Source organism: Nordella sp. HKS 07, from assembly GCF_011046735.1.
Lineage (GTDB): Bacteria > Pseudomonadota > Alphaproteobacteria > Rhizobiales > Aestuariivirgaceae > Taklimakanibacter.
On sequence record NZ_CP049258.1, the window covers coordinates 2,297,223 to 2,309,991 of the forward strand.

Below are 12,769 nucleotides of genomic sequence, written 5' to 3' on the forward strand. Positions count from 1 at the left end.
CGTGTCCGCCATGAATGAACCAGGAAAGATCGATATTCTGCTGGTTGACGACCAGCCCGCCAAACTGATGACTTACGAAGTCGTGCTGGAAAGTCTCGGCGAGAACTTGATTAAGGCATCTTCGGCGCGCGATGCATTGGACCGCTTGCTGCGGTTCGATGTAGCCGTCATCCTCATGGATGTGAGCATGCCCGATCTTGATGGATTCCAACTGGCATCAATGATCCGGGATCACCCACGGTATAAGCAGACTGCGATAATTTTCGTTTCGGCAGTCCATCTCAGCGAAGACGACTATGTTCGTGGCTATCAAATGGGTGCCGTCGACTATGTTTCTGCCCCCGTCGTTCCGGAGGTATTGCGGGCGAAGGTCAAGGTGTTTACCGACCTGTATCGTAAGACCAAGCAGCTTGAGTCCTTGAATAGCGAATTGGAAGAGAGGGTTGCCGCGCGGACAGAGGAACTGCGCATCTCCAATGAACGGCAGACAATCCTTGCGCGTGAGGTCGATCATCGAGCCAAGAATGCGTTGGCGGTTGCGCAAGCCATCGTTCGACTCTCGCATGCCGACACTATCGATAATTATATCATTGCCATCGAAGGCCGCATAAGCGCGTTGGCGCGCGCCCATGCGCTGCTGTCGGATTCGCGCTGGCAGGGCGCGAGCCTCAGCACTATCGTTGACGAAGAGCTTGCGCCTTATGGCGGAACCAACGCCCCACGTTTCGCCGTCAGTGGTCCGGATATTCTGTTGCGACCGGCAAGTGCTCAAGGAATCGCCCTGGCGTTGCATGAGCTGGCTACAAATGCCGCCAAATATGGAGCGTTTGCAGCTCAATCCGGCAGACTAAGCCTGTCCTGGGAGTCGGCGGATCCGCTCACGATCTGCTGGCGCGAAAGCGGGGTATCGAATATTCGGGCGCCCGCCAGCCTCGGCTTCGGCACAAAAGTGATCAATTTGACCATAGAGACTCAACTGGGCGGTCGAGCACACTATGAGTGGCATAGTGACGGATTGCATTGCACTCTTGAGATTCCGGACGTTTCGGACCTATCCGACACGGGCGGAGGAAAGATATCAAAAGCCTATGGCGATGGTCCGATCCGGACAATTCTGCTGGTCGAGGACGAGCCCCTCGTAGCGCTCATGATCGAGGAAATCATTGTGAATCAGGGTTTCTCGGTTGCCGGACCTTACGCTGCCTTGAATGAAGCTATGCGGGCGATTGACGGAACATATCTCGCCGGAGCGATCCTCGACATCAATCTCAATGGAGTATCCGTGTTTCCTCTGGCGGATATCCTGTCCGCTCGCCAGGTTCCCTTCCTGTTCATGACCGGGTATGAATCAGAAGGACTGGAGTCCCGGTTCTCCAATGTTGACGTGCTGCGGAAACCGATCGAAGCCCAAGCTGTTCAGAGATTCTTGGAGGATGTCTCCCTTCTATAGCCTTCATTCCCGGGCCTTTGGCGATGCATGTGCAGCCACGGGCTTCTCGCCCGGCCTCCCCAATCCGAGGCGACAGGTGTCCAAGACACCATCTGCTTCGGCCTCGTCCATCACGTAGTCACCCTCGGCCTAGAGTCCTTCCATTGCCCCGCAATTGGAACGTTTTGCGTTCACGGCGGTTATCGATGCAATGGAGAAATACATGGCTGACAGGCCGTTTGCATCTCGTGCCCCGGTTTCCCCCTTAGACGCCGAACTCGAAGATCTGGAGGCGCAAAGGACAATCGGGTTGACCCGAATCTACCCGGCCGACTACGTGAGCGAGTCGTCCTGGGGCGATAACCCGGATGCGGACGGTCTGGATTCGGATGAATCTCGCATCGATCATTCAATCGATATTTCATCGATGTCCGATGGATCAGACGGCAGACATTGGCTGTCGGAGAGGGAATGATCAAACGAAGATGATGAGGCGTGATGACGCTTGATCGTCTATAGACAGGAACCAAAATGCAGACGCGGTGGACAGCTCCCACCCCGATTGACGATATCGAGACATGCGATGGCCGCGAGATTTTCTGCGATCGCGGTTCCGTCCCATGAGAGGCGCAACTTAGACGCCATCCCGGTCATATGGGGCATCATCATCGCCTGCGTCTACATGTTCGTAGAAGCGACCCGTATCCGCGAGTTTCTGTTCGCGAGAAGACAAAGATAACTCCGCTTCGGGCGCCGCCTGGCGGGGTTTTCTGCTTTTAGGTCAAGCCAACGGCAATCTGACTTGACTTTACGCTGGATAAATTCAGCATATGAGTAAACCGTCTGCGAAGTCGGATGCGGATTCCTTGTGAGAAGGAGGGAAGGCGCCCGCACACGCCTATGTCCGCAGGATACCTCGTGCTGCCGATGCAATGAATAAACCCTAACCTGATACGCCGCGTTTATTGCTGAGGGTCAGAAATTGGACTCACAATATTCTGCTTCTCGATCTGAAGTCATCGGACGACCAAAGTCCGAAGGACAGTTTCTGCTTGCTCTCGTCGGCCTGGGTCTAGGCACTGTTTTTGTGTTTGCCTCGGCGGGTCTTGGAATTTCTACGGTCGCCAGAGCCGGATTGAGCATGCTTGTCTATGCCCTCCCTCAAATAGGGTACGAGGCGGTGCGACGCGGATCGACTATCCTACCGTCGTTGAACATTGCTATTGATAGAGTTGTCTTTCGTAAATTAATCGCGGTTTCTGGGCTCGCGGCGGTTGTCGCGATCGGTCTTTACTTCGCCCAGAATCTCGGCTTGGCGCGATGGGCTCCGATAACCCGATTTCTTGAAATGGCATGGCCGGTTCTTCTTATTTTAGCTGTTCCATACATGTGCACGGTGCACGCCCTGCAACAGAACCAGAAGGATGAGTTCTTCCACATGGGCAGCCTCCTTGTGGGAGATCTTTCGATTGTTGATTGGTCTCAGATCAAGCACTTCGTCTTGAGCTGGACGATAAAATTATTCTTCATTCCCATAATGTTCTGGGAACTGAATATGGCGATACAGGCTGTAGACACCGCGCTCAGGAGCAACACGGTTGGACAGTTGCACGCATACCAGATGCTGGTCGCAGTGATTTATTTCTGGGATTTATGCATCGCCGCAACGGGATACTTTGCCACATTGCGGCTATTCGGTTGGCAGATCCGCTCATGCTCACCTTACCCAATAGCCTGGCTCGTAACGCTGATATGCTACTATCCGTTCTATGGTTTTCTATATCGCGCTTTCTTGAATTACGATGATGACGGATATTATTGGACGACATGGCTCGACGGAAGTCCGATCCTCCTGGCCATCTGGGGAACGGCTATTCTTGCTCTGAAATTTACCTGGATCTGGTCGAATGCGCCATTCGGGTTGCTATTTTCAAACTTGACCAATCGAGGCATAGTAACCGATGGTGCGTTTCGCTTCTCGAAGCATCCATCCTACATTTCGAAGAACATGTTCTGGTGGCTCATAGCGGTTCCCTTTGTTTCCCCCGCGGGGATATCGTTCGCGGTAGAGAACTCACTGCAATTGGCGGCGATCGGGCTGATCTACTTCTTCAGAGCCAAATACGAAGAGCTGCATCTGTCAGAGGAGCCCCGCTACGTCCAATATGCAGATTGGATCGAGGAAAATGGCATATTCCGCTGGGTCGGCAGGCTGATCCCCATTATGCGCTGTTGGCGACCACCCGAATCCGATAGCCCCTCGCCCAAATGATTTCCGAAACGAGCGGAAGACAGGCTTGATTTACCCTCCCCATCTGTGGGTCCCTTGCGCGTGCGGTCGCGCCAGACTTGAGAGAAACCTGATCAGCCTCGACCACCTGGCGCGGTGGCAGGAAAAGAACCGGAGATAGGGGGCTGCTAGCCGTCCTCTGATAGTCATCCCGGCGAAAGCCGCTATTATATGCACACATCTCGTGAGGGATGCGCCCTTACCCTCGCCCTGCTTTAGCGGGGAGAGGGAGGGGCCCATTGCGTAGCAATGGGAGGGTGAGGGGCCTTTGCGAGATTGAGTGCGACCTCAGACAACTGAATGCCCTCGCAACAAGAATGCCCTCGCCGTGTCGGTGGCCGTGCCCCTCACCCTTCCCGCCGCTGCGCGTCGGGCCCCCTTCCCTCTCCCCGCTGCGCTTCGCTTGCAGGGCGAGGGTAAAGCGGCAGGCCGGTCATCACTGAATAGAATCACCCCGGTAGCACCTTCCGGACGGCGCTGATCGAGGCCCCCGGTTTTCGCCGGGGTGACGGTTATTCTGGAGCCCGCAACCCTCTTCACATCTGCGCGAGCCGGGGGTGAAAGGCCCGAAACATGGGGGGATCCGCCTTTACCCTCGCAATTAGGACGGGCGTTATTTCGCCGTTTTATGTTAGGATCATCACGAGCGATGTCAGCGAAACTGCAAAGAACGATCTGGCGCGCCAAGTTGGCGCTGTTGTGGGAACGCCTGTGGGCGGCGTCCTACCCCTTGGTCATGCTCGGGGCCGTCTTCGTCATCGCGGTGCTGACCGGTTTCCTGGCGCTGCTTCCCGACTATGTCCGCTATGCGGCGCTGGCGGCCTTCGGGCTCGCCTTCCTGTGGACGCTGCGCCCTCTGTTCCGTCTCGTCTTCCCGCAACGCGGCGAGGCGCTGCGTCGCATCGAGCGGGCTTCCGCCCTCGACCACCGCCCGATCTCGGCCTCGGAGGACAAGCCTGCCAATCCGGGTGCGGCGGCTTCCGCCATCTGGGAGGCGCATGTCGCCCGCCAGCTCGCCAAGCTCACCCATCTCAAGGCCGGCACACCGCGCTCCGATCTCAAATGGCGCGATCCTTACGCCCTGCGGCTCTTAGGTCTGCTCGGCGTCATCGCCGCCCTCTTCCTCTATCGCGGCGACCCGGTGTCGAATTTCGCCGACGCGGTGCGGGTCACAGCTCCCCCCGCGCAAGTGGCGCTGTCGCTCGATGCCTGGGTGCGCCCCCCCGCTTATACCGCCAAGCCGCCGCTGCTGCTCACCAGCGAGGTACTGAAGGAGCGGCTGGCGCGCGAAAGCGATCTGCTGGTGCCGGAGGCGAGCCTCTTCGTCCTGCGCCTGTCGGGCGCGCAAGAGCCGCGGCTCGCGTTCTTCGACCTGATCGGCGGCGAGGAGATTTCCGGCCTCACGCCGAAGATCGCCACGTCGGGCGGCGCCTTCACCGCCGAGACCCGGCTCGACCGTCCGGCCGAGATCCGTGTCTTTGACGGCACGAGCGAGCTCGCCCGCTGGCGCCTCTCGGTCATTCCCGACCTGCCGCCCGAGATCGCCTTCACCGGCGATCCGGCATCGGATTCGGCCGGCGCCCTGTCACTCGCCTGGAAAGCCAGCGACGATTATGGTCTCGCCGGCGTCAGCGCCAAAATCGCGCTTTCGGACACGCAGGCCGACGGGCCCGGCTTCGCCACCAATGGCGTGTTCCTCTATGACGCCCCGGCGTTCCCAATCACGCTGAAGCGGGCCGCCCCGCGCGAGGTCGAGGAGACGAGCACCAATGATCTCACCGCCCATCCCTGGGCCGGGCTGAATGTCGATGTGACGCTCGAAGCGAAAGACCAGGCCGGCAAGACGGCCAAGTCCGAGATCAAGACGGTGACGCTGCCCGAACGGCTCTTTATCAAGCCGCTCGCCAAGGCGCTGATCGAGCAGAGGAAGGCGCTCATCCACGATCCCGACGATCACGGCAATGTCGAGCTGATGCTCGAAAGCCTCCTCCTCTATCCCGAAGGGCTCATCGACAAGAGCGGCATCCATATCGCCATCGCCGCGATCCAGTCGCATATCGCCAACGCCAAGGATCAGGACGACATCAAGCAGTCGGTGGACGATCTGTGGAAGCTGGCGCTCGCCATCGAGGAAGGCGATCTCGCCGATGCGCGCGCCGAGCTCGACGCGGTGCGCAAGGAGCTGCAGAAGGCGCTGGCCGAAGGCGCCAGTCCGGAACGCATCGCCGAGCTGATGGAAAAGCTGCGCGAGGCGATGAACAAATATCTGCAGTCCATGGCGGAAGAGACCATGCGGCGCATGCAGCAGAACGGCATGCAGCCGCAGCCCGTCGATCCGAGCCGGCTTCTGAGCCAGGACGACCTGCAGAAGATGCTCGACACGATCCAGAAGCTCGCCGAGAGCGGCGCCAATGAGGCGGCGCAGGAAATGCTCTCGCAGCTCGAAAACCTGCTGCGCAACCTGCAGCCCGGCATGTCGGCGCAGATGCAGCCGCAGGGTGAATCACCCATGTCCGAGATGCTGGGCGATCTTTCCGAATTGATGCGCCGCCAGCAACAGCTGATGGACGAGACCATGCGCCTGCCGGGCGATCCCAATGGCGAGCCGCAGGAAGGCGGCGAGAGTGGCGAGCCGCAGGCGGGCCGGGGCGGGAGCCCGCAAGGCCAGTCGCTGTCGCAGAAGCAGGAAGCGCTGCGCGGCATGCTGGATGAGCTGATGGGACGCCTCGGCCAGCAGGGCATGTCGGCGCCGCAATCCTTCGGCCAGGCCGGCAAATCCATGCAAGGCGCCACTGAGGAGCTCCAGCAGGGCCGCCGCGATCCCGCGCTCGGCCAGCAGAGTGACGCGCTCGACGCGCTGCGCGAAGGCGCCCAGTCGATGGCGCGTCAGATGATGCAGCAGGGTCAGGGCAATACCGGTAATTACGGCCGCCACGGCCAGGCGCGAGGCGACGACCGCGATCCGCTCGGCCGCCCGCGCTCGACGCGCGGCGAGGATTACGGCCCTGAGCGCAACATGCTGCCGGGTGAGGCGGCGATCAGGCGGGCGCGCGAGATCCTCGACATGCTGCGCGAGCGCGCCAACAAGCCGGACCTGCCGCGTATCGACAAGGACTATATCGAGCGCCTGCTGCGCGGGCTTTACTGACCACCTTCGCTCCCTTTTACCCTCCCCCTTGCGGGGAGGGTCGTCGCGCAGCGTCGGGGTGGGGGTCGGGTGGTCTCTCCAGCAAGTCCAATGACACTCGTTTGATCGCGCGAACCACCCCCCACCCCTAACCCAGCCGGCCCTTCGCTTGCGCTCCGGGCGCTCGTCGCTCAAAAAGGTCCACTGGACCTTTTTGTCGGCTTCGCCGCGGCGCCTCGCCCCCACAGGGGGAGGGGAACAAGCGCTCGCGTGGGGGCGAGGGCGGTTTATCCTAACCCTTTGCTTTTGCGGGGCCGGCTCCTTATGAATAACGCCCGCATGGAACAGCGAATGCCGCCGCCTCAGGAAAGCCTTGCCGAAATTCGCCGCGAGATCGACCGGATCGATGACGGCATATTGGCGCTGATCGCCGCCCGCCTCGACATGGTCGACCGGGTGCGCGCCCACAAAGCCGTGACCGGCAGCCTCGCCACCTCCCCCATCCGCCCCGGCCGCGAGGCGGAGATCCTGCGCCGGCTGATCGCAGAGGCGGGCGACAAGGTGCCGGCCGATCTGTGCTTCCGCATCTGGCGGGCGCTGATCTCAACCGCCAGTCTGAGGCAGGCGCCGATCCGCATCCATGGCAGTGCCGACTTCTTCGCCTCCGCAGCATCGCAGGCCTACCTGCGTGAATATTTCGGCCCTACCGCTTTCGCCGATCATGCCAGCGAGGCTCAGGCCTTGCGGGCGCTCTCCGGCAATTCGGGCGATCTCGCCGCAGTGGCGCTCGACGGGCCATGGGCCAAGGCCTGGCTCGAGGGCCATGCCGGCCCGGCCCAGGTCATTGGCGTCCTCCCCTTCCTCAGCCCATCGCCCATGCCGCGGCTCCTGATCTTCGGCCACGCGACGCCGGAGGCGACCGGCGCCGACGAGACGCTGGTCCTGACCGATGGGCAATTGCCGCGTGATTTTGCGCTCCAGCCGCTCTGGCAGATGCGGACCGGCGCGCTCCAGCTCACCAGCCTGCCGGGCTTCCTGTCCGAGCACAGCGCGCCGCTGGTCGGGCTCACCCGTTCGAACGGCTCACTTGCGCTCTCCGTCCTGGGGCGCTACCCGAGCCCCATCGAGGTAAGATCATGACATCCGTTTCCGCTGCCGCCCGGCCGATGCCGAAGCCGGGCATTCTTGACATTGCGCCCTACGTGCCGGGCAAGGCCGGGGCCAAGGGCCAGAAAGTCTACAAGCTCTCCGCCAACGAGACGCCGCTGGGGGCCAGTCCGAAGGCGATCGAGGCCTATCGCCAGGCGGCGGATGCGCTCGAATTCTATCCCGACGGATCGGCGCATGAGCTGCGCGAGGCGATCGCCACGCGTTACGGGCTCAAGACCGACAATATCGTCTGCGGCGCCGGCTCCGACGAATTGCTGCAGCTTCTCGCCCATGCCTATCTGGGCCCGGGTGACGAGGCGATCTATTCGCAGCATGGTTTCCTCGTCTATCCGATCGCCATCGCGGCGAACGGCGCCAAGGCGGTGGTGGCGAAGGAAAGCGACTACCGCACCGATGTCGACCAGATGCTGGCCTGCGTCACCGCAAAGACGCGCATGGTCTTCCTCGCCAATCCCAACAACCCGACCGGCACCTATATCCCGGTCGCCGAGGTGAAGCGCCTGCATGCCGGCCTGCCGAAGACCTGCCTGCTCGTTCTCGACGCGGCCTATGCCGAGTATGTGCGGCGCAACGATTATGAATCGGGCATCGAGCTTGTCGCCACTTCCGACAATGTGGTGATGACGCGCACCTTCTCGAAGATCTACGGCCTGGCCTCGCTGCGTCTCGGCTGGGCCTATTGCCCGGCCCATATCGCCGATGTGCTGAACCGCATTCGCGGACCCTTCAATGTCGGCTCGCCGGCTCTCGCCGCCGGCGCGGCGGCGATCGCCGACAAGGCGCATGTCGAGCGCGCTTTCGCCCATAACAGCGAATGGCTCGCCTGGCTCACGGCCGAACTCGAGAAGCTCGGCCTCACGGTGACGCCGAGTGTCGGCAATTTCCTGCTGATACACTTCCCGACCGCGCCTGAGCGCAATGCCGCCGCGGCCGATGCGTTCCTGACCGGGCGCGGCATCATCCTGCGCCGCATGGACGGCTACGGCCTGCCGGCGACCCTGCGCATGAGCGTGGGTTCCGAGGAAGCCAACCGCGCCGTCATCGCCGCCCTGCGCGAGTTCCTGAAATGACCGGCATTCTTTACGAGCGCGTGGCGCTGATCGGCCTCGGCCTCATCGGCTCGTCGATCTCGCATGTCATGCGGCGCGAGAGGCTGGCCGGCCGGATCACCGGCTATGCCAAGAGCGCGCCGACGCGCGCCGTCGCCAGGCGCATCAGCCTCGCCGATGAGATCCATGAAAGCGCCGCCGCCGCGGTGAAGGATGCCGATCTGGTCATTCTGTGCACGCCGGTCGGTGCCTATGGCAAGGTCGCGGCCGAGATCGGCCCGCATCTGAAAGCCGGCGCCACCGTCACCGATGTCGGCTCGGTAAAGAGCGCCGTGGTGCGCGATGTCGGCCCGCATCTGCCGGCCAATGTGCATTTCATCCCCGGCCACCCGGTGGCCGGCACCGAGCAGTCAGGGCCGGAATCGGGTTTCGCCGAGCTGTTCCTCAACCGTTGGTGCATCCTGACGCCCTTGCCGGACAGCGACGCTGCGGCGGTGGCGAGGCTCGAGGCGTTCTGGCGCGCCTGCGGCTCCAATGTCGAGAAGATGACACCTGAGCATCACGACATGGTGCTCGCCATCACCAGCCATCTGCCGCATCTGATCGCCTACAACATCGTGGCCACCGCCGCCGATATCGAGGACGTGACCAATTCCGAGGTGATCAAGTTCTCGGCCGGCGGCTTCCGCGACTTCACCCGCATCGCGGCCTCCGATCCCATCATGTGGCGCGACGTCTTCCTCAACAACAAGGAGGCGGTGCTCGAGACCCTCGGCCGCTTCTCGGAGGATCTGGCGCTTCTGCAACGGGCCATCCGCTGGGGTGACGGCGACACGCTGTTCAATCTCTTCACCCGCTCGCGCGAGGTGCGCCGCAGCATCATCGCCGCCGGCCAAGAAACCGCTGCTCCCGATTTCGGCCGCCGCCCGAAGGAGTGAGGCGCTCCATCCCGGCGGAAAGCCGGGATCCAATAGAGCCTTTCAGTGCGGGCACCAGCACCGCCCGCTTGGGTTTATCCAGTGGATCCCGACTTGCGTCGCTATCGGATTCACACATCTTCCTCCGTCCCCTTGTGGGGAACGCGGCTCCCCCGGCCCGGCCAAAGTCCGGGGCCCCACCTGCTCACCCACGTCCCGCCCCGGCTCGGATACAGGGTAGATACAGGGTAGTTGCGAAGAACGGCTTTCTCCAGACCCGCTATTCGGCACAACTCATTGCATTGGTTGTGGATTGTGTGACAGAACCCCGTTGTCCGAGCAGGGAAGAGCGACGCCGCAAGCGCGCAGAAGCAGAAACGAGAGGGCTGCTCACTGCCCGCACGGGAAAAAGCAGATGTGTGAATACGGCAGCGGCGAAAGCCGGGATGACGGTATGGGGGGCGCAGTCAATTCAACGACCAGATCCTCCGTCACGCCGCAGGAACGGAGACTGATCCCACCGCCCCCGGCGAAGCCCTGATCTCACGAAGGCGTCCGCGTCGAGCCACGCAAGGCCTTATCGATTTTCCCTTCTCCCGCCTGCGGGAGAAGGTGGCCGAAGGCCGGATGAGGGTGTTCTCTCAGCTTCTTTATCGCCGCAAGCCTGCGTAGGTGTCCAAGCTTCGTCATCTTGTTCTCTTGAAGAGCTTTCGTGCACTGAACCAACACCCTCATCCGCCCTATCGGGCACCTTCTCCCGCAAGCGGGAGAAGGGGAATGAGGGTGAGTTCTGAGTCTCATCATGGAGAACGCTACTCTTCCCGGACACCCCGGCGCTTTCGCGGGGCGATTGGAGAACCGCATCTCTTATGAGATGTGTGCATACGATAGCGACTTGCGTCGGGATGACGGATGAGAGAGCTTCTGCCGCTTCCGATAGGCCCTACGCCCGAAGGAGCGAGGCGCTACCTATATCGTCATTGCGGCGGAAAGCCGGGATTGAATAAAATCTTTCAGCGCGGGCAGTGCCTTCACAGTAGCGGAGGCAGTTCGGTGAGCTTCACCGGTCCCCAATAGAGCTTACCGTCCTTGGCGATGAGGTCGAGCGTGACATCGGTCGTCTTGCCGGGCTGCAGGAGCCCGATCATGGTGGTGAAGGTCTGGGCGTCCTTCTCCGACAGGCCGAAATTCTGCTTGAGCTCATCCATCAGCAGATCGAGACGGTTGGTGGTGGTCTTGAGATTGCCGTCGAGTTGGCCTTGCGCGGTGAGGCCGATCTCACCCGACGCGGTGATGGCGAGGCCGCCCTTCTTCAATGTGAGATCGACGATGCCGGCCTTCTGACCGCTCTCGGCCAGAAAAGCGAGGAGATCCCGGCCGAGCGCCTCGCGCGGCAGATTGGCGTTGAGAGCCGCCTGGTCCACCTTGACGAGTATGCCCGGGCCGATGAGCGCTTCGGCCAGTGTCGCGTCCGCCGCCACGTCGATACGCTCGCCGCCCGTGTCACGGGCGCTCAGCAGCAGGCGGTCAGCGCGTCCGTAGGGCGGAGCGCCGAGCTTCGGCAGCTCGAGGGAGGCGAGCCAGTCGCGTTCGCCGGAGTAGCGCGCGCTGGCGATGGCGCGCTCATGCGTGATGGTGAGGCCGGAGCGGGTGACGATCGGACCGTCGAGCAAGGCGACGGCGCGATTGGGCATATAGGCCTGGATGACGAGCAGCAGGCGCTGCGCCTCGACCTCGTCGTTCTCCACGGCGAGCCTGGGCTGGAGGCAGTCGCGCTCGAAGCGGAAGGGAAAGCCGCCCCAGTTCGCCGCCTTGCAGTCGAGGCTGACGCCTTGCTGGGCAAGCTTCGCCAGCTCGCGGTCGAAGGTGGCGCGGGCGAAGCTCGAGGCGACGAACCAATAGGCGCACCAGCCGGCGACGAGGAGGACGATGCCGGCAAAGGTCGCGATTATGGGCCAGGGGCGTTTCGGCGTGTCGGCCATTGCGTGTTGCGGTCCATTAGATCACGATGAGTTTGGATCGATTCGATCCAAACTCATAAACGTGATCGGTTCTCATAGTTAGCGCGGGATTCTCGCGAAAAACCGGTACCCACTTTTTCGCATCCCGCGCTTGCTATAGATCGACGGCTCCATGCACCAAAATTGGGTCTTCGGCTACGGCTCTTTGATGTGGAATCCTGGCTTCCGCTTCGCCGAGCGGCGGCGCGCGGTGATCCATGGCTATCACCGCAGCCTGTGCATGTTGTCGCATATGTATCGCGGCACGCCGGAGCGACCCGGCCTGGTGCTCGGCCTCGATGTCGGCGGCGCCTGCCACGGCATCGCCTTCCGGGTGGCGGACGAGGACTGGGCGCAGACGACCGCTTATCTGCGCGCCCGCGAGCAGGTGACGAACATGTATCACGAGCTGGTCAAGCCGGTGCGGCTGATCGGCGATGAGGCCCAGAGGGTGCCGGCGCTGACCTATGCGGTCGACCGCACGCACCGGCAATATGCCGGTCGTTTGAGTCTCGAGGAGCAGCTCCATCATGTGCGCCAGGGCCATGGCCAGTCCGGCGCCTGCAGCGACTATGTGCTGAGCACGGTGCAGCATCTGCGCGAGGCCGGCATTCGCGACCACCCGCTGGAGAAGCTGGCGCATGCGCTGATGCGGATATGAGCTGCCAATGCAGATCAGCGAGCTTCGCCGCTCTTCAATCCAGACACACATCAGTGCCAAAAATTTAAGAGGGCGGAATGTGCATCCCACCCTCTTGACTACGCTGAACTCAACTGACGCATTTCC

At 61.9% G+C, this 12,769-nt stretch carries 9 protein-coding genes; 8 read left to right on the top strand and 1 reads right to left on the bottom strand.

What is annotated here, in order from left to right; translation table 11 throughout:
- Window positions 1-10: 10 nt before the first annotated feature.
- The 7 genes from G5V57_RS10735 to G5V57_RS10765 all read left to right on the top strand — a co-directional run bounded on the left by G5V57_RS10735 (window position 11) and on the right by G5V57_RS10765 (window position 10,003).
- A complete protein-coding gene (locus G5V57_RS10735) occupies window positions 11-1,450 on the top strand; it encodes a response regulator (RefSeq protein ID WP_165167488.1) in 1,440 nt (479 codons plus the stop codon).
- A gap of 202 nt (window positions 1,451-1,652) precedes the next feature.
- Window positions 1,653-1,904: a hypothetical protein gene (locus G5V57_RS10740; RefSeq protein WP_165167489.1), complete on the top strand. Its 252-nt coding sequence runs from the start codon at window positions 1,653-1,655 to the stop codon at window positions 1,902-1,904.
- A 666-nt stretch (window positions 1,905-2,570) separates the two neighbouring features.
- Window positions 2,571-3,701 carry an isoprenylcysteine carboxylmethyltransferase family protein gene (locus tag G5V57_RS10745; RefSeq protein WP_165167490.1) on the top strand — a complete coding sequence of 377 codons (1,131 nt, stop codon included), beginning with the start codon at window positions 2,571-2,573 and terminating at the stop codon, window positions 3,699-3,701.
- Window positions 3,702-4,368: 667 nt separating this feature from the next.
- A complete protein-coding gene (locus tag G5V57_RS10750; RefSeq protein ID WP_165167491.1) occupies window positions 4,369-6,867 on the top strand; it encodes a TIGR02302 family protein in 2,499 nt (832 codons plus the stop codon).
- Between the two features lie 330 nt (window positions 6,868-7,197).
- On the top strand, window positions 7,198-7,986 hold the full coding sequence (locus tag G5V57_RS10755) for a chorismate mutase (RefSeq protein ID WP_165167492.1): 789 nt from the start codon (window positions 7,198-7,200) through the stop codon (window positions 7,984-7,986).
- Window positions 7,983-9,086 (top strand): histidinol-phosphate transaminase, encoded by a 1,104-nt coding sequence (hisC, locus tag G5V57_RS10760; protein ID WP_165167493.1) that lies wholly within the window; start codon window positions 7,983-7,985, stop codon window positions 9,084-9,086. Before G5V57_RS10755 ends, hisC begins: the two co-directional genes overlap by 4 nt.
- Window positions 9,083-10,003 (top strand): prephenate/arogenate dehydrogenase family protein, encoded by a 921-nt coding sequence (locus tag G5V57_RS10765; protein ID WP_165167494.1) that lies wholly within the window; start codon window positions 9,083-9,085, stop codon window positions 10,001-10,003. Before hisC ends, G5V57_RS10765 begins: the two co-directional genes overlap by 4 nt.
- Window positions 10,004-11,013: 1,010 nt before the next feature.
- On the opposite strand, the gene G5V57_RS10770 is transcribed toward G5V57_RS10765, so the two are convergent.
- Window positions 11,014-11,964, bottom strand: a complete 951-nt coding sequence (locus G5V57_RS10770; RefSeq protein WP_165167495.1) for a DUF2125 domain-containing protein — start codon at window positions 11,962-11,964, stop codon at window positions 11,014-11,016.
- 151 nt (window positions 11,965-12,115) lie between these two features.
- Here G5V57_RS10770 and G5V57_RS10775 point away from each other — a divergent pair, with 151 nt between their 5' ends.
- Window positions 12,116-12,643, top strand: a complete 528-nt coding sequence (locus G5V57_RS10775; protein ID WP_165167496.1) for a gamma-glutamylcyclotransferase — start codon at window positions 12,116-12,118, stop codon at window positions 12,641-12,643.
- The last annotated feature ends 126 nt before the right edge of the window (window positions 12,644-12,769 follow it).